This window comes from Prescottella sp. R16 (genome assembly GCF_030656875.1).
GTDB lineage: Bacteria > Actinomycetota > Actinomycetes > Mycobacteriales > Mycobacteriaceae > Prescottella.
Map to the genome: position 1 here is coordinate 4308419 of NZ_CP130943.1, position 25137 is coordinate 4333555.

Sequence of the window (25137 nt, forward strand, 5' to 3'; positions counted from 1 at the left end):
CGACGGGCTACGTCAGGTCGACGGCCAGTTCGGTGTCGGTCGCCGCCTGTACCTGGTCGACGGTGACGTCGGGGGCGAGTTCCCGCAGCACCAGTCCGGTGTCGGTGACGTCGACGACGGCGAGGTTGGTGATGATGCGCTGCACCACCGCCCGACCGGTCAACGGCAGCGTGCACCGCTCGACGAGTTTGGCGCCGCCATCGCGGTCGGTGTGTTCCATGACCACGATGACGCGCCGGGCACCGTGCACCAGATCCATGGCACCGCCCATGCCCTTGACCATCTTGCCCGGCACCATCCAGTTGGCGAGGTCCCCGGCCGCGGAGACCTGCATGCCACCGAGGACCGCGGTGTCGATGTGGCCACCACGGATCATGCCGAACGACAACGCCGAATCGAAGAACGCCGCCCCCGGGTTGACCGTCACGGTTTCCTTGCCGGCGTTGATCAGGTCCGGGTCGACCGCATCCTCGCTCGGGTACGGGCCGGTGCCCAGGATGCCGTTCTCCGAATGCAACACCACCTTCACCCCTGCGGGCAGGTAGTTCGGGATCAGGGTCGGCAACCCGATCCCCAGATTCACGTACTCGCCGTCGATCATCTCGGCCGCCGCCCGGGCGGCCATCTGTTCCCGTGACCAGCTCATGCCGACACCGTCCGCTTCTCGATCCGCTTGTCCTGGATGCCGGTGTGCACCACCCGCTGGACGAACACACCCGGCAGATGCACCTGCGCCGGATCCAACTCGCCCGGGGCGACGAGCTTCTCGACCTGCGCGATCGTGACCCGGCCCGCCATCGCCGCCAGCGGGTTGAAGTTCATCGCGGTCTTGGCGAACACCAGATTGCCCTCGGTGTCCCCGACCTCGGCGTGCACCAGCGCATAGTCCGCGACGATCGACTCCTCGAGCACGAACGTCCTGCCACCGAACTCGCGGGTCTCCTTCGGCGGCGACGCCACCGCCACCGACCCGTCCGGGTGGTAACGCCACGGCAGACCCCCCTCCGAGACGGGGGTGCCCACCCCGGCCGGGGTGTAGAACGCCGGAATCCCCGCACCCCCGGCCCGCAACCGCTCGGCGAGCGTGCCCTGCGGGGTCAACTCCACCTCGAGTTCACCCGAGAGGTACTGCCGCGCGAACTCCTTGTTCTCCCCCACATACGACGCCGTCACCCGACGGATCCGCCCCGCCGACAACAGCACCCCCAGACCGTGATCGTCCACACCACAATTGTTGGAGAACACCTCGAGCCCCGACACACCCCGATCCGCCAGACCGGAGATCAGCTCGGTCGGGATACCGCACAGACCGAACCCACCCACCGCAAGCGACGACCCATCGGCAATGTCGGCGACGGCCTCGGCCGCAGAGTTGTAGACCTTGCTCATCGCGCATCACCGGTGGCGGGCAGGATGCGGGCACGGACCTCACCGAAGCCGATGCGTCCGCCGTTCGCGCCGGGCGCGGTCGCGGAGATCGAGATCTCGTCGCCGTCCTGGAGGAACGTGCGCTGCTCACCGGCGACCTCGACGGGTTCTGCCCCGCCCCAGGTCAATTCGATGAAGGCGCCGCGCTGGTCCTTCTCCGGGCCCGAGATGGTGCCGGACCCGAACAGGTCGCCGGTGCTGGCGGCCGCGCCGTTGACGGTGGTGTGCGCCAGCATCTGTGCGGGCGACCAGTACATCTGCGCGTACGGCGGACGGGAGACGACGTCACCGTTCCACTCGACCGCGAGATCGATGTCCAGGCCCCACTTCTCGTCACCCTGCAGGTACGGCAGCGGAGTCGGATCCTGGACCGGGGTGTCGACGCGGGCCGCCTCGAGCGCGAGCAGCGGCACCACCCACGGCGAGATCGACGTTGCGAAGCTCTTGCCGAGGTTCGGGCCCAGCGGGACGTACTCCCATGCCTGGATGTCGCGGGCCGACCAGTCGTTGAGGATCACGGCACCGAAGCAGTGCTCGGCGAACCGGTCCGGAGTGATCGAGGAGCCCATCGGCGAACCGACACCGACGATGAAGCCCATCTCGGCCTCGATGTCGAGGCGCAGCGACGGACCGAACGACGGCGTCGCATCGGCCGGGGCCTTGCGCTGACCGCACGGGCGCACGATGTCGGTGCCCGACACGATGACGGTGCTGGACCGACCGTGGTAGCCGACCGGCAGGTGCTTCCAGTTCGGCATCAGCGCAGCCGAATCCGGGCGGAACAGCTTGCCGAGGTTGGTCGCGTGGTTCTCCGACGCATAGAAGTCGACGTAGTCCGCGACCGCGATGGGCAGGTGCATCGTGACGTCACCGACCGCGAACACCGCGTCGTCGGCGATCTCGCCGGTGACGAGTTCGGTGATCTGTGCGCGCACCGCGACCCACCGGTCACGGCCCTGGGCCATGAACGCGTTGAGCGTCGGCTGGGCAAAGACCTGAGCTTCACTGTCGCCCAGCGCCTTGGCGAGGTCGACGACGCTGTCACCGACACGCACACCCACCCGCGGTCCCACGTCGGCGGTCGAGAACACGCCGTAGGGCAGGTTGTCGAGGCCGAACAGGGAATCGGCGGGAATCGAGATGACGGTCATGCGAGGGGTCCTTCCTCGGTCGAGGGGGAATCCACCGAGCCCGTAGGCGCGGAGGGCTCGGTGGATGATCGGGGCACCAGTCCGAGGCCGACCAGTTCGGTCAGCGGATCGCTGATGCTGCAGGTACCGAACGAGCGGAAACGTGCGCGCAGCACGCCAACCGCTTCGGCCGGGAGCCCGTCGAGGGCAGCCGAGAGACGGGTTCCGTCACGGTCGGCGAGCGTCGCGGCGATCTCCTCGACGCTCGCACCGTCGGCTGCCCGATGCGTCGCGAGCATGACGTTGAGGAAGCCGTGCTGCTCGAATCCTGTGTCGGGGTCCGTGTTCCGGATCGCGTGATGCAGGCCGGCGGTCGCCTTGAACCGCACACCGGACGTGACGACGGCGTGGATGGCCGCGGCCAGTTCGGCCTCGTCCGGGTACGCCTCCGCGACGATGCCGCCGGTGCGGAACTTCGCGGAGTACGCGGTTCCGGCGAGCCGGGACAGGATCTCGGGGCGGCGCCGGTCGCGCGGAACCTCGACGAAGATCTCCACGCCCGGTGCAGCCGAGGCGATCTCGTCGAGAGCACCGAACAGTGCGTCGGGGGTCTGCCCCGCGGGGACCGCGATCTCCATCGCGGCCAGCTTCACGCCGTCGATGGCGCGCAGCTGCTCGAGTGCGGCGGGGACGGCATCGGTGCCGGCGGGCACGGTCAGGCTCAGCTCGAGCTCGCCGCCCTGGCCGGCCGCCTTCTCGCCGAGGATCGCGGGCAGCTCACCGAGCCGCGGCGCGGGAAATACGAACGGACCGACGAGCGCAGCGTGGTCGCTGCCCTCGTGCGCGAAGTGCGCCGGCACCGCGACGTCCATCGGCGCGTTCCCCGGGGGGAACAGTGCCGCGTCGTCGCACAGGCCGATCAGCAACGGGGAGAATCTCATTGCGCCGCCTTCGTCCCGGACTGCGGTCCGCGTCCGGACCAGGTCCACGCATAGCCGGGGTCCTCGCACGCCAGCGCACCTTCACCGAGTTCGAGCGGGCGGAAGGTGTCGACCATGACCGCCAGCTCGTCGAAGAACTCGACGCCGATGCTGCGCTCGTATGCGCCGGGCTGCGGGCCGTGTGCGTGGCCGCCGGGGTGGATCGAGATCGAGCCCTGGCCGATACCCGAACCCTTGCGGGCCTCGTAGTCGCCTCCGCAGTAGAACATGATCTCGTCGGAGTCCACGTTCGAGTGGTAGTACGGCACCGGGATCGACAGCGGGTGGTAGTCGACCTTGCGGGGCACGAAGTTGCAGATGACGAAGTTGTTGCCCTCGAACGCCTGGTGCGCCGGCGGCGGTTGGTGCACGCGTCCCGTGATGGGCTCGTAGTCGGAGATGTTGAAGGTGTACGGGTACAGGCAGCCGTCCCAGCCGACGACGTCGAACGGGTGGTCGGGGTACACCATGCGGGTGCCGACGATCGCTCCCCCGGCGCGGTGCTTGACGAGGACCTCGACGTCGGTGCCCTCCGCGATCAACGGCTCGGTGGGGCCGTGCAGGTCGCGCTCGCAGAACGGCGCGTGCTCGAGGAACTGGCCGAACTTCGACAGGTAACGCTTGGGCGGAACGATGTGACTGTTCGCCTCGATTGCGTACGCGCGCAACGGCTCCGGGCCCTGCGGCACCCAGCGGTGGGTGGTCGACATCGGGATCAGGACGTAGTCGCCCGGACGGGCGTGCAGAGCGCCGAACACGGTCTCGACGATCGCCTCGCCGGACTCGACGTACACCATCTCGTCGCCGAGCGAATTGCGGTACAGCGGCGACTCCGTGGCGGAGACCACGTACGAGATGCGCACGTCGGCGTTGCCCAGGATCAGCCGACGCCCGGTCACGACGTCGGTCTCGGCCCAGATCTCCTCGGGGAAGAGGTCGTGCAGCTTCAGGTGCCGCGGCTTGAGCGGGTGGTTCGGGGTGGTGGTCTGGTCGCGCAGCTCCCACACGGTCGCGTCGACGATGGCCGACGGGATGTGGCGGTGGTACAGCAGCGACGAGTCGGAGGAGAAGCCCTCCTCGCCCATCAACTCCTCGAAGTAGAGCCGGCCTTCCTCGTCCCGGTGCTGGGTGTGACGCTTCGGCGGAATGCTGCCGAGCTGTCGATAGAACGCCATGACCGGCCCTCCTGATGTCTTGTGCCCGAACCGGGCCGTTGTCCGTCACCGTCGGGGGAACAGCAGCGGGGCCGTCGTCCCCTCTCCGAGGTTAGTAAACAGATTAACTAGTTTCGGTGCGTGAGCGCAACCACACGAGCGGTCCGGAACTCCCGGCACCCACCCTGAACGCGCGCCGAGTACGCACAGCGTGGGACACGGAAGGGGCGCAACGGAACGAAGGGGGAGGTCGAGCGCGGGGCGCGTGCGCTCAGTTGCGTCCGCGGACGTCGAACTGGCTGCGGTTGGTGATGAGCTTGTCGAGCAGCATGACGAGAATGTGCTGTTCGGCCTCGGTGAGCACGCTCGCCCACGCGTATTCGCGCTCGTTGTGCTCCTGATAGGTGGCGGCCATCTCGGCCCGCCCCTTCTCCGTGAGGGACAACTGCACCGAACGTCCGTCGCGCTCGTCGGGTGCGCGTTCGAGCAGGCCGGACGCCTCCAGCGTCTTCGCCAGGTTCGACACCGCGGCGCGGCTCATGCCGGTGAGCTTGGCGGCGCTCTTCGGTTCGATCGGCCCCGCCAGCCAGGTCACGAACATCAGACGGAACGCCGACCACGACAGCCCCCGAGGCCGGTGCACGGACGATTCGAGGTCGTAGGTGACGACGTTGGCGGCCCGGTTGAGGGTCAGTAGGACCTGCGTGGCCAACTGGTGCGTGGAACCGAACTCGGTGCTCAGCCGCCGGTTCGCGAGTTCGATGAACGACCAGAAGTCGAGTGGACCGGGCGCCGGCGACTCCGCTGCCACCTGCATGCCACCCCCGTCGTCCTCGCTCATGCGGCCAACCCTATCGCGGTCGGCAGTGTGGGTGCGCAGCAGCGAAGGTCCCGGATAACTCACCGATTTAGTATATCTGTGAACTACTTTTTCCGGATCTCGACACAACCCACCCACCCCACCTCCCACCTGTCGACGACCGGCTACCGCTCCACCAGGGAAAGTCGGTACAAAGGGACTCGAAACATCGGAATCCGCACGATCACAGGACGGGACACCCATGAGCACGTTGCAGACGCTCGATCGTGGGCTGCGCGCGCTCGACCTCGTCGCACAGTCGCCGTCCGGGATATCGGTCGCGGATCTGTCCAGGGAACTCGATGTCCACCGGGCCATCTGCTACCGCATCGTCGCGACACTCGAAGCACACGCGCTGGTCGCCCGTACCGCCGACGGCCGGATCCGGCTCGGCGTCGCCGCGGCCGTCCTCTCCTCACGGTTCGAGCCGCAGTTCGCCGGAGACGTCCAACCCCTGCTCCACGCCCTCGCCGACGAGACCCGCGCGACGGCATTCGTCTCCGCGGCACAGGGACCGAACTGTGTCGTGATCATGGTCGCCGAGCCGGAGGACACCCTGCTGCGTGTCGGCTACCGCGTCGGCAGCAGCCACCCCCTCGACCGCGGTGCCGCAGGAATCGCGATCCTCGCGCTGCGCCCGGAGACCTCGCGCGACCCGGAAGAAGTCCGCCGGGCCCGCGCCGAGGGCTACAGCCTCACCCGCGGGCAGCTCGAACACGGGGCCGTGGGTATCGCGTCGGGCATCGCGCTGCCGGAGGGAACCGGTTCGAGCGCCGGCCTGGAACGCAGCGTCGGAGTCGTCGCGATCGACGGCCTCGACACCGACCGCGCCGCAGCAGCCGTGATGCGCACGGCCCGCGAGATCGAGCATCTGATCAGCGTCTGACGCTTCCGCACTCTTCGTCACCCCCTTCCTCTTCCCTCGCATCCCTCTGCGCACCCCATCTCTGCACGCACCCTCCTCGCGATTTGCGCACTTGTCGGGGTGTCGAGAGGTGTCTGCGCAGCGATAAGTGCGCAAATCGCGAGACAGGGGCGACCGATTGAGCCGATTCCCGAGCCCTGGAACAAACCGCCCGCGTGGTTACAGGGAGCGCACTTGACCTCGAATGTGACCGCACTTACTCTGTGCGAAGTTCGCTCACCGATACAAGGTGTGCGTTATTAGTAACTTCGCAGCTCAATGCGAGTTTTGAGACAGACGGAGATGCAAGTCATGAGCGCGTGCCCGATCGACCACACAGCCCTCCGGAACACGGGCTGCCCGGTTTCCGCGAATGCCGCCGCCTTCGACCCCTTCACCGGCCCGTACCAGGTGGATCCCCCGGCATCGCTGCGCTGGTCGCGCGACGAGGAACCGGTGTTCTACAGCCCCACGCTGGGCTACTGGGTGGTGACGCGATACGAAGACGTCAAGGCGGTCTTCCGCGACAACATCCTGTTCTCGCCGTCGGTCGTCCTCGAGAAGATCACCCCGGTCTCCGATGAGGCGACGGCTGTGCTCGAGAAGTACGACTACGCGATGTCCCGGACTCTCGTGAACGAGGACGAGCCCGCGCACATGCCCCGCCGCCGTGCACTGATGGACCCCTTCACCCCACAGGAACTCGTCCACCACGAACCGATGGTCCGCCGCCTCACCCGCGAGTACGTCGACCGCTTCGTGGACTCCGGCAAGGCCGACCTCGTCGACGAGATGCTGTGGGAGGTCCCCCTCACCGTCGCCCTGCACTTCCTCGGAGTTCCCGAGGAAGACATGGACACGATGCGCAAGTACTCCATCGCACACACCGTCAACACGTGGGGACGCCCGGCGCCCGAGGAACAGGTGGCCGTCGCCGAGGCCGTCGGCAAGTTCTGGCAGTACGCCGGCCAGGTGCTCGAGAAGATGCGCCAGGATCCGTCCGGACACGGGTGGATGCCGTACGGCATCCGCGTCCAGAAGGAACTTCCCGAGGTCGTCACCGACTCCTACCTGCACTCGATGATGATGGCGGGAATCGTTGCGGCACACGAGACCACGGCACACGCCTCGGCGAACGCCTTCCGCCTGCTGCTCGAGAACCGCAGCGTGTGGGAGGAGATCTGCGCCGATCCGAGCCTGATCCCCAACGCCGTCGAGGAGTGCCTGCGACATTCGGGCTCGGTCGCGTCCTGGCGCCGACTGGCCACCGCGGACACCACGATCGGCGGCGTCGACATCCCGAAGGGCGCCAAACTGCTGATCGTCACGTCGTCGGCGAACCACGACGAACGGCACTTCGAGGGGGCCGACGACTTCGACATCCGCCGCGAGAACTCGAGCGATCACCTCACCTTCGGCTACGGCGGCCACCAGTGTCTCGGCAAGAACCTCGCCCGCATGGAGATGCAGATCTTCCTCGAGGAACTCACCACCCGCCTGCCGCACATGGAGCTGGTCCCCGACCAGACCTTCACCTACCTGCCCAACACCTCGTTCCGCGGGCCGGACCACGTGTGGGTGCAGTGGGACCCTGCCGCGAACCCGGAGCGCACCGAGCCGGCGACCCTCGAGCGTCGTCAGCCGGTGAAGATCGGTGAGCCGTCCAAGGTTTCGCGCACGGTCACCGTGGACTCCGTCACTCCCGCCGCCGACGGCGTCGTCCGGGTGACGCTGTCCGATCCGTCGGGCAAGCCGCTGCCGAAGTGGACCCCCGGCTCGCACGTCGACGTCGAACTCGGCGAACTGTCGCGCCAGTACTCGCTGTGCAGTGACCCGAACGACCTGTCGTACTACGAGATCGCGGTGCTCGAGGAGCCCGAGAGCCGTGGCGGCTCCCGCTACGTGCACCGCACGCTCCGCGCCGGCGACACCCTGAAGATGCGCGGGCCGCGCAACCACTTCAGACTCGATCCCGACGCCGAGCGCTACGTGTTCGTGGCGGGTGGCATCGGCATCACACCGATCATCGCGATGGCCGACCACGCCAAGACGTCCGGCAAGGACTACGAGATCCACTACTGCGGACGCGATCTCACCACGATGGCGCTGCTCGACCGGCTGACGGCCGATCACGGCGACCGGCTGACGGTCCACGCGAGTTCGGCCGGCAACCGCCTCGACATCCCGGCCCTGCTCGACGTCCCGGTCGACGGGACCCAGATCTACTCGTGCGGCCCGGAGCGTCTGCTCGACGCCCTCGAGGAGGCGACCGCGCACTGGCCCGAGGACTCGCTGCGCGTCGAACACTTCACGTCGAACCTGACCACGCTCGACCCGGCCGTCGAGCACGCGTTCGAGGTCGAACTGCGCGATTCCGGTCTGACGATCCAGGTCGCCGCCGACCAGACGGTGCTCGACGCCCTGCGTGCGTCGAACATCGACATCCAGAGCGACTGCGAGGAGGGGCTGTGCGGATCGTGCGAAGCCCCCGTCCTCGACGGCGAGGTGGATCACCGCGACATGGTGCTCACCAAAACCGAACGGGCCCAGAACAAGTCGATGATGACCTGCTGCTCGCGCGCGTGCGGCACCAAGATCACCCTCGCGCTCTGACCCACCTCTCCAGAATCTTCTCAGCACCCGAAAGGATCCGTCATGGGATCTCCGACCCTCACCGGACCCGCCGTCCCCGGCTCGTCCGCGAGCGCACAGCCACCCCGATCCAGCTTCAAGCGTGTCCTCACCGGCAGCATGGCCGGTGCGGTTCTCGAGTGGTACGACTTCGCGATCTACGGCATCCTCGCCGCCACCGTCCTGGGCCCACTGTTCTTCCCCGGTGACAGCGGCGTCGCGAAGCTGCTGCTGGCGCTCGCGACGCAGGGCCTCGGTTTCGTCGCACGCCCGCTGGGCGGCATCGTCTTCGGTCATCTGGGCGACAAGTTCGGCCGCAAGCCGATGTTGGTCGCGACGTTCATCATGCTGGGTACCGCGACCGCGGCGATCGGCCTGCTGCCCACGTACGACCAGATCGGTATCTGGGCGACGGTCATGCTGGTGGTGCTGCGCATGATCCAGGGCTTTGCACTCGGCGGCGAGTTCGGTGCCGCGGTGCTGCTGGTCAGCGAGTACGGCGAACCCAAGAAGCGCGGTTTCTGGGCGTCGTGGCCGCAGGCCGGCGCGCCGATGGGCACCGTCCTGGCGACGGTCGTGGTGTCGGTGCTCGGCGTCTTCCTCTCCGACGACGCATTCGACCAGTGGGGCTGGCGTGTGGCCTTCCTGTTCGCGATCCCGCTGCTGATCGTCGGATTCTGGGTGCGCCGCGGCGTCGAGGAGTCCCCGGTGTTCAAGGCTGCGCAGGAGCAGGCCGCGAAGGCTCCTGCAGCACAGGAACGTTCGAGCATCCTCGAGGCCCTCGCGCATCCGCGCGCGGTACTGACCGGCCTGGGCATGCGTCTCGGCGAGAACATCGCGTTCTACGTCTACACGGTCTTCGTGATCGCATACGCCACCACGTACTTCGACTTCCATCGCGGCGACATCATCCTGGCCGTGACGTTCGCGTCGCTGTTCCAGTTCGTCGGCATGATCGGCGGTGGCGCATGGTCCGACCGGGTCGGCCGCAAGACCGCGATGCTCGTGCCCGCGATCGTCCTCGTGGCGTGGGCACCGGTGTTCTTCTGGCTGGTCCAGCTCGAGAGCCTGCCGATGCTGTGGCTCGGTGTGTGCGTGGGCGCGTTCTTCCACGGCATGCTCGCCGGCCCGGAGGCCGCATGGATCACCGAACTGTTCCCCACCCGCTACCGGTACGCCGGTTCGTCGCTGGTGTTCCAGGGCTCGTCGATCATCGCCGGTGCGCCGGCCCCGTTCATCGCGGTCTGGCTCATCGAGAACTTCGGTGTCGGTATGGTCGTCGGCTACCTGGTGGTCACGATGGCGATCACAGTGGTCGCCCTCGCGTTCAGCCGGGAAACCAAGGGCGTGGATCTCGACGACGTCGCATGAGCCGAAGGGTCCCTTCATGCGCCGTCAGCATGTGGAGGGACCCTTCGGCCGACCGATCTCAGGCAAGGAGAACTCGTATGGCAATCGCGCACAAGATCGTCGGTCACGGTCCCGTCAAGGTGATCGCGCTGCACGGCTGGTTCGGCACGTCGGAGGGCTGGGGTCTGCTTCCCGACCTGGTCGACCCGGACGCCTACACGTACGCATTGATCGACTACCGCGGCTATGGGGCCCGCAAGGACGAGGCCGGCGAGTACACGCTCGAGGAGATCTCGGCGGACACCCTCGCCCTCGCCGACGAGCTGGGCTGGGACCGTTTCGCCGTGCTCGGTCACTCGATGGGCGGCGCCGCGGCGCTGCGTGTGCTGGCCGACGCTCCCGAGCGGATCACCGCGGTGATCGGCATCAGCCCGGTGCCGGCGTCGGGTGTTCCGTTCGATGCGGACAGCGAGGCGCTGTTCACCGGCGCCGAGACCGAGGACGGCAACCGCTACGCCATCCTCGACTTCACCACCGGCAACCGGCAGTCTGCGTACTGGCTGCGGCAGATGACGCAGTTCTCGGTGGACGAGTCGGTCCGCCCGGCGGTCGGCGCCTACCTGCGTGCCTGGGCCGGAGCCGATTTCGTTGCGGAACTGCCGCAGACCACCGTCCCGGTCGTGACGATCGTGGGCGAGCACGATCCGGCGCTCGGGGCCGAGACCATGAAGGCCACGTGGATGGGGCAGCTACCGCAGTGCGAGCTGGACGTCCTCGCGAACGCCGGCCACTACGCGATGTTCGAAGCGCCGGTCGCGCTGATGACCAGCATCGAGAAGGTGCTCGCCCGGCTGCAGTGACGCGCGGAAACCCGCCCCCTTCACGAAACACGCGGCCCGCCCCTCGATGTCGAGGGGCGGGCCGCGTCGGCGCGGAGGATCGCGGCCGTCGGGGGCATCGTGCATGCCGTCGCCCCACGGAAACGGACGGAAAGCGGTCAGGGCTTCCCGGTGAAGACAGGGTCCTCGAAGGAGCGACGGGACCGGACCCAGGAGGGGGGCAGGGTGTCGACGATCTCGTCGGTCACGGATTCGTCGAACACGACGATGCGGTCCGCGATGCGCCACTGCCCGTCACGCCGCTCGAACCGGTCGACGTAGCGGCACTTGACGGTGGCCCGGGACTGGGGGCCACCCGGAACGGCGGGCGCCTGCCGCAGGTAGCACAGGCAGTACGACTCGACGTTCGCCGTGTCGCCGTCGAGGTCGATGAGCACGTTGGTGACGTAGTGCAACGACGAATCGATGGTGGCGTGCCGGCTCTTCATGTCCTCGACGAGCCCCGCCACGGTGCCGATGTAGCCGCCGTGGTTGTCGATCGCGTCGGGGAAGTAGCAGTCGGCGACGCGATCGAAGTCCTTGCGGTCCACTGCCCGCGCGTAGCGGTAGAGGACCTCGGTGATCTCCTGCTTGTCGATGAGCGACACGCGCTCTCCTCTCGTGACGAACGGGCCCTGCCGGTGTCGCCACCGGCAGGGCCCGACGGGGCCGGATCAGTCGACGCGGAGCTCGATGCCCTTGGTCTCCGTGACGAAGAAGATCGCACCGAGGGTGAGCAGCGCACAGAACACGAAGTAGAACGCCGGCGCCAGGTTGTTGCCGGTGACGTCGATCAGCCACGTCGCGATGAACGGGGCCGTGCCGCCGAGCGCCATGTTGGTGATGTTGTTGCCCAGGGCCAGGCCGCTGTAGCGGACCGACGCCTTGAGCATCTCGACGTACGTCACGTAGGACGCACCGTTGACCACCGACACCGCGATGAACAGGACGGACTGGCCGACGATCGCCTGCCAGATGCTGCCGCCCGCCATGAGCATGAACATCGGGACGCCCAGGACGACGGCGGCGACGGTGCCGGTGAACAGGACGGGCTTGCGGCCGTACTTGTCCGCCAGGTAGCCGGCGATCGGCAGCGTGACGACACCGAGGACCAGGGCCAGCGACGTGGACAGGAACGCGACGGTGGACGACTGCCCGCCGGCCTTCTGCAGGTACGTGGCCGCGTACACCGAGGCGATGTAGTAGCCGCCGGTGATGAGTGCACCCAGGAAGATGATCTTCACGAGAGACGAGCCCGAGGTGGTCAGCAGCTCCTTGACGGGCACCTTCGCGGTCTCGCCCTTGTCCTCGAGCTCCTTGAACTGCGGGGTGTCCTCCATGTGGTTACGGATCCAGATGCCGACCACACCGATGACGACGGACAACAGGAACGGGATGCGCCACGCCCACGACATGATCTGGTCGTGTGTGAACACCGACGTCAGGGCGAGTGCGGTGAGCGACGCGACGAGCGAACCGAGGTAGGTACCGGAGTTGACCATCGAGGTCTGGAAGGCGCGCCATTTGGCCGGGGCAGACTCCGACACGAACGCGTTGGCACCACCCAACTCGCCGCCGGCCGCGAAGCCCTGCAGGCAGCGGGCGAGCACCAGGATCGCTGTCGCCCACACACCGAGCGTCACGTAGGTGGGCATCATGCCCATCGCCGCCGTCGCGACGACCATCAACAGAATCGTCCAGGACAGAGCGTTCTTGCGGCCGTACTTGTCGCCGATGTGGCCGAAGAAGATGCCACCGGGCACCCGCAGGAAGAACGCGACCGCGAACGTCGCGAACGTGCCGAGCAGTGCGGCGGTGTCGCTCTCCGAGACGAAGAACAGCGACGCGATGATCGTCGCCATGTAGCCGTAGATACCGAAGTCGTAGTATTCGACGACGGTGCCGACGATGGCCGCCCGCACCACCTTGACGGACGACTGCTTCTTCTCGGTCGGCACGTTCTTCTCGGACTGCACGGGATCCGGTCCTCGAACGGGTTCGGTGCTACGAACTGCGGGTGCTGCAGCATCGTTCATGGTCATGATGTTTCCTTTGTAAAAGTATGGCGCGCACAGTGTTCGGTGTCAGGCCCCGGCAGGAAGCACGGACGGGGCGGGGTGGGGTGCAGCAGGCTCGGCACGCGCGGCCAGCGCGGCATTCGTACCGGCGATCCGGCCCATCGTGAGGGCGTTCGCGACGGCGTTGCCGCCGCCCACGTAGCGGAGGCCGAGGATTCCGGCTCCGGCCTCACCGGCCGCGTAGAGTCCGTCGACCGGACGGCCGGTCCGGTCCAGAACGGATGCGTTGCCGTCGATCTCGACGCCCGCGTGGGTGCACACGAGTTCGGCGGGCAGCAGTCGCGCCGCGTAGTACGGTCCCTGCGCGATCGGATCCGGGTCCGTGGTGGAGCCCTTGTTGGCGAGGGTGCGGTGGCGCAGGAAGTCGTCGTCGGCGCCGTGGGGAAGCTGGGCGTTCCAACGTGCGACGGCCGCCTCGAGGGCATCGGCGGGAACATTCATCGCCCGAGCGAGTTCGGTGAGCGAGTCCGCGCGGAGCGTCCGCCCGGAGTCGGCCTCGTCGAGCACTCGTTCGGGGGCCCAATCGGCGTATCCCGCCGGGAGTTCCGTCCGCGCCTTCTCGTCGAAAACGATCCAGGCACCGCCCGGTTGGGCGTCGATGATCCCGGTGGAGACCGCGTACGACGCGTCCTCGTCCATGAACCGCCGACCCTCTCCGTTGATGTAGATCCGCGACTTGGGCGGGAAGCCGGACTGCCAGTGGTGGTAGCGCTGGAAGTACACCGTCGGCAGCATCAGGCCCCAGCCCTCGCCGGCGACGGACGCGTCCACCTGTTCCCCGAAGGCCAGGTGGTCGCCCTGACTACCCTCGGCGGCCACGACGAACAGCGAGTCTCCGCCCTTGTTCGCATCCGGATAGAGGCGGTCGACCAACTCCTTGTTCTGCGCGAACCCGCCGCTGGCGATCACCACCGCCGACGCCCGAACCTCGATGTCGTCGGCGACGACGCCCACGACGCGGTCGTCCTCGACGAGCAACGACTGCACGCGGGTGTTCAGGACCACCTCGACGCCGCGGTCGCGGCGGGCCCGGTCGAGTACCTGGACCAGGCCGTAACCCTGGTCCTTGGGGACGTGACCGCGCCACACGTCCTCGACACCGGCCTGGGCCAGGCCCGGCATGTGGGCGTTGGCCGACTCGCGGGCCGGGATCTCGACGCCCAGGTCGATGAGCCATTCGAGGGTGGGTCCGGCGTTTTCGCAGAACGCGCGGATCAGGCCCGGGTTGAGCATCCAGTGGTTGAGGTCCATGTAGTGCTGGAAGAACTTCTCGGCGGTGTCCTCGATGCCGAGACCGCGCTGGACGCTGGTGCCGGCGGCGGTGAACAGGCCCGCCGACAGTTGCGTCGAGCCGCCCAGTTCGGTCTGCGACTCGAACAGCAGCACGGATGCGCCCTGCTCGGCCGCGGACACCGCGGCCGCGAGTCCGGCTCCGCCGCCGCCGATCACGACGACGTCCCAGTTGTCTTCACTCATGAGAGAACTCCTCCCGTTTCGGCGAGGATGCGGTGGTAGAGCCCGTTGGACACCAGGCCGCCGTCCACCGTCATCTCGCTGCCGTTCATGTACGTCGACCGGTCGGACAGCAGGAACAGGACCGCATCGGTGATCTCGTCGACGGTGCCCATGCGTGCTGCGGGAATGCTCGCCAGTGAAGCCTCGACGAAGGCGTCCGCTCCCCCGACGAGAGCGGTGCCCACCAGTCCGGGGTGCACGGAGTTCACCCGGATGCCCCAGGACGCGAACTGTCCGGCCGCCGACTTCGACAGCCCGGTCAGTCCCCACTTGCTCGCCGCGTACGCCGCCGAGAAGTACCCGATCTGGCCGGAGATCGACGAGATGTTCACGATCGATCCGCCGCCGCTCTCCCGCATCAGCGGTGCGGCGGCCTTCATCCCGTAGAACGGGCCGAACAGATTGATGCGCAGGGTCAGTTCCCAGACGTCGTCCGGGGTGTCCATGAACTCGCGGCGGCGGCTGATGCCGGCGTTGTTGACCAGACCGCCGAGTTCGCCCTTGGTGGAACGAATCTCGTCGATCACACGAGCCCATGCCGCGGAGTCGGCGACGTCGAGTTCGTGCGCCGACGCGCTGCCACCGGCGGCCGCGATCTCGGCCGTGACCGCGGAGGTGTCCGCGATGTCGGCGACGCACACGTGCACGCCCTGCGCGGCGAGCGCCTTGGCGTGGTTGGCACCCATGCCGCCGGCGGCGCCGGTGACGAGGACGACGTTCGGGTAGCCGATCACTTCGGACTTCGAATCAGACATGGCGCGAACCACCGTCGACGGCGATGGCGTGGCCGGTGACGTAGCGGGCGCTGTCCGAGAGCAGGAACAGCAGCGGCCCGAAGACCTCCTCGGGCGAGCCGAGGCGGTGCAGCGGCACCACATCGAGGGCGTGCGCGAGCGCGGCCGGGTCCTCTTGGACCCACCGGGTCATCTCGGTGTCGATGTAGCCGGGGGCGATGGCGTTGACGCGAATACCCTTGTCGCCCAGTTCGACCGCGAGCGACTCGGTGAGATGTGCGACGGCCGCCTTGGACGTGCAGTACGCGCCGCGGCCGCGGCGGATGCGCAACGCCGACACCGACGACATGTTCACGATCGCGCTGCCGGGCGCCATGTGCCGGGCCGCGGCCTGGGCACCGAACAGCACTCCTTCGACGTTGACGTCGAGGGTTGCCGCGATCTGCTCGGGCGTGATCTCCTCGACCAGCGCGAACGGGAAGATACCCGCGTTGTTGATCCAGAAGTCGATGCGGCCGAACTCCTTCAGCGCGGTCTGCGCGAGAGCCTCGTGCTCGTCTGCCTCGGTGACGTCGATGCGGGCACCGACCACGCGTCCAGGGGTCTCGGCAAGCGAGTGCGCAGCGAGTGCGGCGTTGATCTCGTCGGCGGTGGCCGTCATCTGCTCTTCGTTGATGTCGGCACCGACGACGTCGACGCCGCGGGCGGCGAGACCGGCAGTGAAGGCGGCGCCCATGCCCCGGGCGGCACCGGTGACGACGGCGACCTTGCCGGCCATCTCCGGGTACAGCGCGGTCATCTGGGACGCGTCGGTGCGGCCGGGGTTCTGGGTGTCGACGGTTTCGGTCATGATCGGGTTTTCCTCCAAAAACAATGTTCTGCAAAAGATTCGGGTTGTTCACCCACCGAGCCCCGAGGTGTCAGGACTGCGGGGCCTGATCGTCCCGGCGGACGGCGCGGTGCGCGATGAGCCACCGGCCGCCCTCTCGCACCACTCGGTCGGTGACGGTGGTGAACCGCACGAGGCGGGAATCGCCGCCGATCCGGGTCGCGACGATCTGCAGGTAGGCGCGGACCTCGAACTCGTCGCCACCGCCGTTCTCGTCGCCACCGCCGTTCTCGTCGCCGCCGACTCTTTCGACGGCGATATTGGTGAGCACGTGCCGGTGCACCTCGCCCGCGACGGACGCGTTCGCGAAGAACCCGTCGGCGAACTCGGTGAGCGCGGCGGTTCCCACGACGGGGGCCGGGTAGCTGGGCGAGTGGAATTCGCCGCCGGCCGTGAAAGTGGCCGCCCACTCGGCTGCGTGCCCCTCGTCGACGAGGTGGCTCTGCCGGCCGTAGAGCTGGTGGATCTCCACGAAGTCGGTTGCATCGATGCCGGCGTGGCTCTCGGTACGGGTCATGAAGGAACTCCTCGGGACGACACCGGTGCAGTCCCGCTCGGGATTGCACCACCTCGCCATACGTGCGATAATCGAACGCGTTGTGCGATTAACGAGAAGCGTAGGTGTCCCACCTCACACGCGTCAAGGGAGTGAGTCATGCCCTCTGCTGGTATCGATGAGCAGATGAACGAAGGTTCCAGGAAAGTTGTTGGCGTACAGGTCGATTCGAGGATGTCGAAGACTTTGCACAACGGACTCGAGATCCTCGAGTTACTGGCCCGACACAAGCACGGGCTGACGACCACCGAGATCGCGGAAGGCATCAGTGTGCACCGGACGGTCGCGGACCGACTGGTACGCACGTTGGAGGCGCACCGGCTGTCCCGACGCACCGAGAGCAAGCGCATCCTGCTCGGGGCGGGACTCGTCACCCTCGCCGGCGCGGTGGAGCAGGATCTGCGCGAACTCGCCGGGCCGATCCTCGAGGAACTCGCGGACACGGCGCACGCGACGGCCCACCTCGCAGTACGGGAGGGCGAGGACGCCGTGCGCGCCCTGATGGTGATCGAGCCCCGGAACTCCCGTGCCCATGTGGGTTTCCATCCCGGTCAGGTCGATCCGATCGACCGCGGGTCGGCGGGGTTGGCGATGCTGGCGGCACTGCCGCCGCGGGAGGGCGAACGCCCCGAGGTCACTCGAGCCCGCGAGCGCGGCTTCGCGGTGACCTCGGGGGAGGTGACTCATTCGGTCACGGGCATCTCGGCCACATTGCCGAACCGCCGGCCCGCCGACCTGGTGAGCATCGGTGTCTCGGTGTTCGACTCGTCCGAGGAGCAGAAGCTGGGCGAGGCGGTCATGGCCGCGGCCCGGCGGTTGGGGGCGCTACTGCTGCGCTGACGCGGGTGTTGCGGGTCAGAAGCGGGCCGGAGGGAATCCTGACCCGCTTCTGTCCGGCCAACGCTGTGTCGCTTGACTCTGACACCGTGTGAGACTGCAGACTCACTTCCGTGACCGACCCCTCGAAGCTGATGTCCATCGGCCGCTTTTCCTCGTTGAGCAGGATCAGCGTGCGGATGCTGCGGCACTACGACGCAAGCGGTGTGCTGGTTCCCGCCGCGGTCGATGGTGCCAGCGGATATCGCTGGTATTCGCCGGAGCAACTGGGTGATGCCCGCCGCATTCGGCAGCTGCGTGACGTCGGGTTCGGCGTGTCCGCCATCGGAGCCCTGCTCGCCGTGTTCGGCACCCCCGCGTACGACGCTGCGCTGCGATCGCAGCGCCAGGCACTCGTGGACGAGGCCGCCTCGGCCCGGCATCGGCTGACCCTCATCGAGCACATGCTCGACCAAGCCGAAATGGAGAACACCATGTCCGACATCGACGTTCAATTGATCGACATCCCCGCGCAGACGCTGGTGGCGCTGCGCGGGACGGTACCGGACTACGCCGCCGAAGGGCAGCTGTGGGGGCGTTTCATGCCCGAGCTTCAGCGGCAGAAGATCGCGATGGCCGGTCCGGGCGGCTGCATCGAACACGACGACGAATTCCGGGAATCCGACGTCGACGAATCGGTGTTCGTGGAAATCGAGGACGGCATCGAGGTCCGAGCCCCGCTCCTCGCGCTGCACTTCCCGGCTCGCCGCGCGGTGCGCGCAACCGTGACGGGCCCGTTCGCCGAGGTGATCCCGCAGGCACACGAGCGGATCGCGGCCTTCATCGGTGACAACGGTCTACGGATCGCTCGTACCGACGACGATGTCTCGACCCACCACTTCAACGTCTATCTCACCGACCCCAGCCAGGTGCCCGAGTCGGAGGCCGTGACGTCGGTAACCGTCCCGGTCGTCCGACTCGGCTGACGGCGGAGCGTTGCGGGTCAGCGAGAAATTCTGGTCCGCAACGCGACACCGGCCGCCAGGCACACGACCGCGGCCGCGCTCGACACCAGCGGGCTCATCGACCAACCGCCGATATGGGTGGCGACGAACGCGACGGCCACGAAGACGACTCCAGCGCCGCCGGCTGCTGCCGGGCGGCGCTGGACTCGGAGACCTGCTCAGCCACCGATGGTGGCGTCCGCGTCCCGGTCGGCCGGGACGGTGAGCGTCGGGTCGGTGGCGGCCGCGATGGCCTCCTCGAACTCGCGCTGTCCCACCTGTGATCCGAGTACGAGTGCGAGGCGCGCGAGGAAACCCTCACGGTCGTTCTCGTCGACCTGGTCGAGGGCGTCGGACAGGCCCATCCACACGTTCTCGCGGCGCAGCTCGGCCGGGTCGATGGCCGGTCCGCTGTCGACGACGGCGCTGGCACCGGTGGGCGCGTCGCCCAGCGAGAGGTGGCGCGCGACGTCGTCGATGCGTCCGACGCCGTCGATGCGGCACAGCAGCACACCGTCGGGGCGGATCACGAACACCTCGCCGTCCCGCGCGCCGAGTGCGGACGCGACACCGCCGTCGGCGTCGGGAACCACCGCGACGGACGCGTCCGAGGTGTCGCTGCCGACCAGGATGGCGCGCACCGACTCCGGAGCCAGCGCACCGGCGAGGGTCGCGCTCGCGGCGGCGAGGGCGGCGGCATCGACGTTCACGCCGAGGACCGCGAAACCGTTGCCGCGCAATGTGTCGAGCGACGTCTCGGTGCCGTCGGCGGTCACCACACGGCGGTCCTCGACCGGGTCGCCCGCGGCGATGCCCTCGGCGTCGGCCGGCGTGGGCCACGTGAGCGGGGAGATCCGCGCGTTGGTGGCGCTGGACTGGCGCGGGTTGATGAGGTGGCTGAACTCGGGGCGGGTCACCGACAGCGCGAGGATCGCGTCGCGGGTGGTCAGGTAGCCGTGGCTGCCGGGCGACATGATGAGCGTGCTCTTGCCGGCGTTGGCGACGTTCTGTTGCCACGCGTCGTGACGCTCCACCGAGTACGCCTGCAGCAGGTCGGGACTCGCGTTGCCGTGGATGACGGCGGCCAGCTGCCACGCCAGGGTCTCGGCGTCCTCCATGCCCGAGTTCAGGCCGCGGACACCGAAGATCGGGACCAGGTGGGCCGCGTCGCCGGCGAACAGCAGGCGGCCGTGCGTGAAGTCGGGCAGCGCAAGGGCGCGGGCGCTGTAGAAGCCGTGCCACTCGAGCGTCCAGGGCAGGTCGTTCTGTAGCCATTCGAGATGCTTGGTGATGCGGGCCCGGATGCGGTCTTCCTGGGTCTCGATCTCGGCGTCCTCGGACGGGTCGAGCTGGTAGTCGATGCGCCAGATGTTCTTGGGCTGCTTGTGCATGATGATCGTCGAGCCGGGGTTGCTCGGCGGATCGAACCAGACCATGCGCTCGGCCGGCAGCTCGGATTCCCAGTGGATGTCGGCGATGACGTAGCGGCCGTCGTAGTTGTTGCCCTGCATCCGGAGTCCGGCGAGCTCGCGCATGCGGCTGCGGCCACCGTCGGCGGCCACGACCCAGCGGGCCCGCAGGTGGCGCTTGCCGTCGGCGCAGTCGACCTCGAGGGTGACCTCGTCGTCGGCGCGCAGCACGCCCGCGATGCTCGCGGACCAGTGCAGCGTGATGAGCGGGTTCTTCTCGATCGTGTCGACCATGATCTGCTCGAACTCCGACTGGGAGACGTTGATCATGGGCGGGCGCACGTCGTGGTCGGCGTTACGCATCTGGAAGTGCAGCACCTGCTGGTCGCGGTAGAAGCTTCGGCCACCGACCCACGGCAGCACGATCTTCTCGAGCTCGGCACCGAAGCCGAGGCGCGCGGCGGCCTCGAGGCTGTGGCGGGAGATGCAGATCGCGCGGCTGCCGAACGACACCTGGTCGGCGGCCTCGAGGATCGTGACGGGGATACCGCGCTGCGCGAGGCCGAGTGCGACGGCCATGCCGACGGGGCCGGCGCCGACGATGACGACCGGAAGGACCTCGTCGGCGGGCGTCATCGACTCGAAGACCGACGCCGCGTACTTCTTGGGCTGGTAGTAGGTCGACACTGATCTACACCGCTTCCTGCTCGATCGGACGGGGAGACGTGGTACCGGGAACCTTCAGCACGAGGATGCTGGCGAGGCTGATCAGGGCGATCAGCACGAAGTAGCCGGTGATCGCGAGCGACGACTCGAAGCTCGCGTACAGCGCGGTGGCGATGATCGGGGCGAGACCGCCACCGAGGATGGCGCCGACCTGGTAGCCGAGGGAGGCACCCGAGTAGCGGATCGCCGGCGGGAACAGCTCCGCGAACAGCGCGGACTGCGGGCCGGCGCAGCAGCCGAGGACGAAACCGAGGGCGATCATCGCGGCAGCCATGACGGGCAGCACCGCGGTGTCCATGAGCGGGAAGAACACGGCGGCGGCGATCACGAGCGCGATCGAGCTGCGCACGTACACGGTGCGCCGGCCCAGGGTGTCGGACTTCCACGCGCCCAGCGCCATACCGGCCATCCAGAACGGGCACGACCCGATCAGCAGGAACAGCATCGTGGTCTTGCTGAAGCCGAGTTCGGTCTCGCCGTACTTGAGGACGTAGACCATGTACGCGTAGGCGATGCCGTTGGTGGCGATGAACGTGCCACCGGCCAGCAGGACCGTCTTCCAGTGCTTGGTGAGGACCTCGACGATCGGCAGCTTCTCGGGCTGCTGCTGGTTCTTGGTCTCCTGGAACTCGCTGCTCTCCTCGAGGCCGAGACGGATCCACATCGCGACCAGGACGAGGACGGCACTGAACAGGAACGGGATGCGCCAGCCCCAGGACTTGAACGCCTCGTCGCTCATGAACGCGGTCAGCGGCAGATACACGAGGTTCGCGACGAGGACACCCGCCGGGACACCGATCTGCGGTGCGGCGCCGTAGAGGCCCTTGCGGCCCTCGGGGGCGTTCTCGGTGGCGACGAGCACCGCGCCGCCCCATTCGCCGCCCACGCCGAGGCCCTGGACGAAGCGCAGCGTCACCAGCAGGATCGGGGCGAACACGCCGATCGCGTCGTAGTTGGGGAGTACACCGATGCCGACGGTCGCGAAGCCCATGAGCAGCAGCGAGATGACGAGCATCGACTTGCGGCCGACGAGGTCACCGAAGTGGCCCATGACGACGCCGCCGATGGGCCGCGCGATGAAACCGACCGCGAGGGTCGCGAACGCCGCCAGGGTGCCGGCGAGGTCCGAGGAGTTCGGGAAGAACTGGTGACCGAGAACGAGAGCGGCAGCCGTGCCGTAGATGAAGAAGTCGTACCACTCGATCGCGGTACCGGCGAAGCTGCCCAGCGCGGCCCTGCGGGCCTTGCGGTGCAGCTCCTGCGGCGGAGCCGCAGCCATGGTTGCCGTCATGGTTCGGTGCCTTTCAACTCTGGAGGCGCGCAGGGACGAAACCACCTACACGCATGCCGACGAAGCGGCCTGCAGGCCATTTTGACCTGCATCACATCGCGTGAAAAGCGCAAGAAATCGGGGTGAATACGCAGAAATTCCGAGGTTTGCCACTCAGGGTCGGTACACGCCCGGGCAGCGGACTCGCCGCCTCGGATCCTCCCCTGTTCCGGACCGATTGTCCCGTGTGAGAACGGTTACACCCACGCCGTCTCAGTGGGCCGTGGCATCCCCTGCGGCAGTCCCTGGGTTGTCACCGTCGACCGCGAAGTCGACGAACGCGCGCGCGGTCCGGCTGAGGAGCGCGTCCTGCGACCACGCGAGAAGGACGTCGACCTCCGGCACCGGCGGCTCCACCTCCGGTCGGACGACGACGCCGAGTCCCTCGTACGTGACGTCGAGGTGCGGCCGCTGGATCAGCAGCGTCCAGCCGAAGCCGCGGCCGACGAGGGCGCGGGCGGTCTCGAAGTTCTTGGGACGGAACCGTACGTGCGGCGTGAATCCGGCGCGGCTGCACATCTGCAGGGCATGGAAGGAACTGGGCGGGGCGTCGAGCAGCACCATCGGTTCGTCGGCGAGTTCGGCGAGTTCGACGACCGGCGCATCGGCGAGACGGTGGTCGGCGGGCAGCAGGATCGCGGGCTGCCGGGTACCCATGCGGGCGCGTCGCAGCTCGGGCGACAGATCGAGGTCGTAGACGATCGCGAGATCCAGCTCACCGGACATCAGCCGCTGCTCGAGCCGGTCCTGGGTGTCCTCGACGAAGTCGACCGTAACCTTCGGATGCAGCTGGTTGAACTCGTACAGCAACCGGGGCAGCAGCGTCGGACCGAGCGACGAATAACAGCCGATCGCGAGCGGACCGGTGAGCACGCCCTCCGCGCCGGACGCCTCGGACGCCAGATCGCCGGCCTGCTCGAGCAGCGCCCGCGCGCGGATCAGAACCCGCTCGCCCGTCGGCGTCAGCTGGACGCCGTGCGCACGCCGCCGCACACACAACTGCGATTTGAGTCCGCGTTCGAGTTCGGTGATCGCGAGCGACACCGCGGACTGCGAGACGTGCAACCGCTCGGCCGCGGCCCGGATGGTGCCGGTCTCGGCGACCGCGACGAAAACGAACAGCTGACGCATCGTGTACGCCGGGGGTCTTGCCGAGCTGACCATGGTTACCTCCGGGCACCGATTCTCGCACCCCACCGCACGGGCGGGACCGGAGGGAACGTGCGTCCGGGCGCGGTCAGCCCCGGCCCGGATCGACCGCGACGAGTTCGCTCGGCACCCACGTCCCGTCGAACCACGGTTCGAGGGGGCCGTACAGCCGAAGTATCGGGAACCAGCTCTTGTTCGGGACGGTGCGGATCCAGTTCGCCTCCCGCCCGGCCGGCGGTGTCGGGCCGAACCACAGCACGAACGATCCGTCGTCCTCCGGGACGACGGTGCCGCCCAGGCTCATCAGGCTCGGGTAGGGGTTGTCGGTCTGCAGCAGCGATCGTGTCTGGGTGTCGTAGACGTCGACCGACCAGAAGTTCTTCGCGGGCGGGTTCGGTGGCAGCGTCAGCCGGTACGTCCTGCCGCCGTCGAGGATCGTCCCCTGGCCGTCCTCCGCGGTGTAGGCGTACGCCGATCCGGCGCCCACCTGGGCGTGCGCCATCGCCGGGGTGATCACGGTGGCGAAGTAGTGGAACTGGGTGCGGGCGTCGAGCAGGCGGGCACGGTCGTGCAGGAACTCGTAGCTGCCGCCGACGAACGCCTGCTTCCACGAGGAGCCGTCGTGCAGGAAGGCGTCGGGGTCTCGCGGGAAGTAGACGAGTGCCCGGCTGATCCCGGCAGCGGTTCGGGCGGCGGTGTCGAGGATGCCGCGCAGTCGGTCGTCGGGAGCGAAGGGTTTCCCGTGGCGGATGCCGATCGCCGCGAGCTGGCCGGCACGTTCGGGATCGAGCGACTCGGCGGGCTCCTCCTGGACCAGTTCGTCGATCTCCTCGAAGAAGGAGAAGTCGTTCGCGTGCACGGTGTTGAACTTCTTGTCGGTGATGTCGACGAACGACATCTCGGGTGGGTCCGCAGCATCGGCGAGGCGGTAGACGCGGGTCTGTCGGATCGCGTCGACCCCGCCGAGCGCACGGAAGACCGCCCAGTTGGTGAAGGTGGGCGTGCGGTGGACGAAGTAGCCGTCGGGCTCGTCGCCGTCGTAGCCGGGCGGAAGGAACAGATACTTACCGCCCTTGCCCCGGTCCGGTCCCGCGATGCCCATGTCCGCGACGTACCGGAACCAGAAGTCGTCCACGACGCACAGCGACTCGACAGGCGGTTCGACCACTACCGGGCCGTCGCGCAGATCGAGAAACATGGTGGCGTAGGTGGTCTCGGTGTTCGGGGTCAGGAAGTAGCTGCCGGAGTTGGCACGCGGATCGGTGTACGCGATCGTGCCCGGTCCGTCGATGCCGATGCTGCGGAATCCGCGCCGCATCGCGACGAGCGAGGCCCCGGGGACGGCGTTGAGGAACACCTCGATGCCGCGCAGGAAGTCGAGTCCGTCGTACAACTTTTTCGTCGTCTCGGGTACGGGCACCCCGTCGAAGAACTCGAAGGTCCCGATCGGCGTCCGGACACTGTCCGGCATGCCTATCCCCTCGAGGGCCTGCGCGAGGTCGTTACTCGAGTCGTTCACCTGGGTCTCCCGTCGACGCGAACCGGACTGCCTCCCCCGCCGACGCTAGGTACGGACGGTTCCCGACTCCTCACCCGCGCGGGGTGATCCCTTTCGCG

Annotated in this window: 23 protein-coding genes; 6 read left to right on the forward strand and 17 right to left on the reverse strand. The window is 68.0% G+C overall.

What is annotated here, in order from left to right; genetic code table 11:
- Positions 1 to 7 precede the first annotated feature (7 nt).
- The 6 genes from Q5696_RS20145 to Q5696_RS20170 form a co-directional block, all read right to left on the reverse strand.
- Positions 8 to 646: a CoA transferase subunit B gene (locus tag Q5696_RS20145; protein ID WP_305093017.1), complete on the reverse strand. Its 639-nt coding sequence runs from the start codon at positions 644 to 646 to the stop codon at positions 8 to 10.
- Entirely contained in the window at positions 643 to 1389 is a 747-nt protein-coding gene (locus tag Q5696_RS20150) for a CoA transferase subunit A (RefSeq protein WP_305093018.1), read from the reverse strand. Before Q5696_RS20150 ends, Q5696_RS20145 begins: the two co-directional genes overlap by 4 nt.
- Positions 1386 to 2579, reverse strand: a complete 1194-nt coding sequence (fahA, locus tag Q5696_RS20155) for a fumarylacetoacetase (protein ID WP_305093019.1) — start codon at positions 2577 to 2579, stop codon at positions 1386 to 1388. Before fahA ends, Q5696_RS20150 begins: the two co-directional genes overlap by 4 nt.
- Positions 2576 to 3499, reverse strand: coding sequence for a hypothetical protein (locus Q5696_RS20160; RefSeq protein WP_305093020.1), 924 nt, complete (start codon positions 3497 to 3499; stop codon positions 2576 to 2578). The genes fahA and Q5696_RS20160 overlap by 4 nt, the downstream gene beginning before the upstream one ends.
- Positions 3496 to 4713, reverse strand: coding sequence for a homogentisate 1,2-dioxygenase (locus Q5696_RS20165; RefSeq protein WP_305093021.1), 1218 nt, complete (start codon positions 4711 to 4713; stop codon positions 3496 to 3498). Before Q5696_RS20165 ends, Q5696_RS20160 begins: the two co-directional genes overlap by 4 nt.
- A gap of 250 nt (positions 4714 to 4963) precedes the next feature.
- Positions 4964 to 5533: a MarR family winged helix-turn-helix transcriptional regulator gene (locus Q5696_RS20170; RefSeq protein WP_370654830.1), complete on the reverse strand. Its 570-nt coding sequence runs from the start codon at positions 5531 to 5533 to the stop codon at positions 4964 to 4966.
- 220 nt (positions 5534 to 5753) lie between these two features.
- On the opposite strand from Q5696_RS20170, the gene Q5696_RS20175 reads away from it, so the two are divergent.
- From Q5696_RS20175 to Q5696_RS20190, 4 genes are all read left to right on the forward strand, one after another.
- On the forward strand, positions 5754 to 6437 hold the full coding sequence (locus Q5696_RS20175) for an IclR family transcriptional regulator (protein ID WP_305093022.1): 684 nt from the start codon (positions 5754 to 5756) through the stop codon (positions 6435 to 6437).
- Between the two features lie 330 nt (positions 6438 to 6767).
- Positions 6768 to 9068 (forward strand): cytochrome P450/oxidoreductase, encoded by a 2301-nt coding sequence (locus tag Q5696_RS20180; protein ID WP_305093023.1) that lies wholly within the window; start codon positions 6768 to 6770, stop codon positions 9066 to 9068.
- A gap of 42 nt (positions 9069 to 9110) precedes the next feature.
- Positions 9111 to 10457 (forward strand): MFS transporter, encoded by a 1347-nt coding sequence (locus tag Q5696_RS20185; RefSeq protein ID WP_305093024.1) that lies wholly within the window; start codon positions 9111 to 9113, stop codon positions 10455 to 10457.
- Between the two features lie 77 nt (positions 10458 to 10534).
- A complete protein-coding gene (locus tag Q5696_RS20190; protein WP_305093025.1) occupies positions 10535 to 11296 on the forward strand; it encodes an alpha/beta fold hydrolase in 762 nt (253 codons plus the stop codon).
- Positions 11297 to 11433: 137 nt separating this feature from the next.
- Here the strand turns inward: Q5696_RS20190 and Q5696_RS20195 are convergent, their stop codons facing one another.
- The 6 genes from Q5696_RS20195 to Q5696_RS20220 form a co-directional block, all read right to left on the reverse strand.
- A complete protein-coding gene (locus Q5696_RS20195; RefSeq protein WP_305093026.1) occupies positions 11434 to 11922 on the reverse strand; it encodes a nuclear transport factor 2 family protein in 489 nt (162 codons plus the stop codon).
- Positions 11923 to 11988: 66 nt separating this feature from the next.
- Entirely contained in the window at positions 11989 to 13356 is a 1368-nt protein-coding gene (locus Q5696_RS20200; RefSeq protein WP_305093027.1) for an MFS transporter, read from the reverse strand.
- 42 nt (positions 13357 to 13398) lie between these two features.
- Entirely contained in the window at positions 13399 to 14868 is a 1470-nt protein-coding gene (locus Q5696_RS20205; protein ID WP_305093028.1) for an FAD-dependent oxidoreductase, read from the reverse strand.
- The gene (locus Q5696_RS20210; protein WP_305093029.1) at positions 14865 to 15662 is read right to left on the reverse strand and encodes an SDR family NAD(P)-dependent oxidoreductase; all 798 of its coding nucleotides are present in this window, start codon (positions 15660 to 15662) and stop codon (positions 14865 to 14867) included. Before Q5696_RS20210 ends, Q5696_RS20205 begins: the two co-directional genes overlap by 4 nt.
- Positions 15655 to 16491, reverse strand: coding sequence for an SDR family NAD(P)-dependent oxidoreductase (locus Q5696_RS20215; protein WP_305093030.1), 837 nt, complete (start codon positions 16489 to 16491; stop codon positions 15655 to 15657). The genes Q5696_RS20210 and Q5696_RS20215 overlap by 8 nt, the downstream gene beginning before the upstream one ends.
- 70 nt (positions 16492 to 16561) lie before the next feature.
- Positions 16562 to 17047, reverse strand: coding sequence for a nuclear transport factor 2 family protein (locus Q5696_RS20220; RefSeq protein ID WP_305093031.1), 486 nt, complete (start codon positions 17045 to 17047; stop codon positions 16562 to 16564).
- 213 nt (positions 17048 to 17260) lie between these two features.
- Here Q5696_RS20220 and Q5696_RS20225 point away from each other — a divergent pair, with 213 nt between their 5' ends.
- Positions 17261 to 17926, forward strand: coding sequence for an IclR family transcriptional regulator (locus Q5696_RS20225; protein ID WP_305093032.1), 666 nt, complete (start codon positions 17261 to 17263; stop codon positions 17924 to 17926).
- Positions 17927 to 18036: 110 nt separating this feature from the next.
- Positions 18037 to 18888: a MerR family transcriptional regulator gene (locus tag Q5696_RS20230; protein WP_305093033.1), complete on the forward strand. Its 852-nt coding sequence runs from the start codon at positions 18037 to 18039 to the stop codon at positions 18886 to 18888.
- Between the two features lie 17 nt (positions 18889 to 18905).
- Here the strand turns inward: Q5696_RS20230 and Q5696_RS20235 are convergent, their stop codons facing one another.
- From Q5696_RS20235 to Q5696_RS20255, 5 genes are all read right to left on the reverse strand, one after another.
- On the reverse strand, positions 18906 to 19028 hold the full coding sequence (locus Q5696_RS20235; RefSeq protein ID WP_305093034.1) for a hypothetical protein: 123 nt from the start codon (positions 19026 to 19028) through the stop codon (positions 18906 to 18908).
- A 57-nt stretch (positions 19029 to 19085) separates the two neighbouring features.
- A complete protein-coding gene (locus Q5696_RS20240) occupies positions 19086 to 21002 on the reverse strand; it encodes an FAD-dependent monooxygenase (RefSeq protein ID WP_305093035.1) in 1917 nt (638 codons plus the stop codon).
- 4 nt (positions 21003 to 21006) lie between these two features.
- On the reverse strand, positions 21007 to 22332 hold the full coding sequence (locus Q5696_RS20245; protein ID WP_305093036.1) for an MFS transporter: 1326 nt from the start codon (positions 22330 to 22332) through the stop codon (positions 21007 to 21009).
- A gap of 252 nt (positions 22333 to 22584) precedes the next feature.
- Entirely contained in the window at positions 22585 to 23535 is a 951-nt protein-coding gene (locus Q5696_RS20250) for a LysR substrate-binding domain-containing protein (RefSeq protein WP_305093037.1), read from the reverse strand.
- Between the two features lie 73 nt (positions 23536 to 23608).
- Positions 23609 to 25039: a DUF1254 domain-containing protein gene (locus Q5696_RS20255; protein ID WP_305093038.1), complete on the reverse strand. Its 1431-nt coding sequence runs from the start codon at positions 25037 to 25039 to the stop codon at positions 23609 to 23611.
- Between the last annotated feature and the right edge of the window lie 98 nt (positions 25040 to 25137).

Excerpts from the sequence above, each read along its gene's own strand:
- Q5696_RS20250 (WP_305093037.1), bottom strand. The coding sequence starts at position 23,535 with ATGGTCAGCTCGGCAAGACCCCCGGCGTACACGATGCGTCAGCTGTTC.
- Q5696_RS20225 (WP_305093032.1), top strand. The coding sequence starts at position 17,261 with ATGTCGAAGACTTTGCACAACGGACTCGAGATCCTCGAGTTACTGGCC.
- Q5696_RS20220 (WP_305093031.1), bottom strand. The coding sequence starts at position 17,047 with ATGACCCGTACCGAGAGCCACGCCGGCATCGATGCAACCGACTTCGTG.
- Q5696_RS20200 (WP_305093027.1), bottom strand. The coding sequence starts at position 13,356 with ATGACCATGAACGATGCTGCAGCACCCGCAGTTCGTAGCACCGAACCC.
- Q5696_RS20150 (WP_305093018.1), bottom strand. The coding sequence starts at position 1,389 with ATGAGCAAGGTCTACAACTCTGCGGCCGAGGCCGTCGCCGACATTGCC.
- Q5696_RS20210 (WP_305093029.1), bottom strand. The coding sequence starts at position 15,662 with ATGTCTGATTCGAAGTCCGAAGTGATCGGCTACCCGAACGTCGTCCTC.
- Q5696_RS20145 (WP_305093017.1), bottom strand. The coding sequence starts at position 646 with ATGAGCTGGTCACGGGAACAGATGGCCGCCCGGGCGGCGGCCGAGATG.
- Q5696_RS20190 (WP_305093025.1), top strand. The coding sequence starts at position 10,535 with ATGGCAATCGCGCACAAGATCGTCGGTCACGGTCCCGTCAAGGTGATC.
- Q5696_RS20160 (WP_305093020.1), bottom strand. The coding sequence starts at position 3,499 with ATGAGATTCTCCCCGTTGCTGATCGGCCTGTGCGACGACGCGGCACTG.
- Q5696_RS20170 (WP_370654830.1), bottom strand. The coding sequence starts at position 5,533 with ATGAGCGAGGACGACGGGGGTGGCATGCAGGTGGCAGCGGAGTCGCCG.
- Q5696_RS20175 (WP_305093022.1), top strand. The coding sequence starts at position 5,754 with ATGAGCACGTTGCAGACGCTCGATCGTGGGCTGCGCGCGCTCGACCTC.
- Q5696_RS20215 (WP_305093030.1), bottom strand. The coding sequence starts at position 16,491 with ATGACCGAAACCGTCGACACCCAGAACCCCGGCCGCACCGACGCGTCC.
- Q5696_RS20185 (WP_305093024.1), top strand. The coding sequence starts at position 9,111 with ATGGGATCTCCGACCCTCACCGGACCCGCCGTCCCCGGCTCGTCCGCG.
- Q5696_RS20165 (WP_305093021.1), bottom strand. The coding sequence starts at position 4,713 with ATGGCGTTCTATCGACAGCTCGGCAGCATTCCGCCGAAGCGTCACACC.
- Q5696_RS20245 (WP_305093036.1), bottom strand. The coding sequence starts at position 22,332 with ATGACGGCAACCATGGCTGCGGCTCCGCCGCAGGAGCTGCACCGCAAG.
- fahA (WP_305093019.1), bottom strand. The coding sequence starts at position 2,579 with ATGACCGTCATCTCGATTCCCGCCGATTCCCTGTTCGGCCTCGACAAC.
- Q5696_RS20205 (WP_305093028.1), bottom strand. The coding sequence starts at position 14,868 with ATGAGTGAAGACAACTGGGACGTCGTCGTGATCGGCGGCGGCGGAGCC.
- Q5696_RS20180 (WP_305093023.1), top strand. The coding sequence starts at position 6,768 with ATGAGCGCGTGCCCGATCGACCACACAGCCCTCCGGAACACGGGCTGC.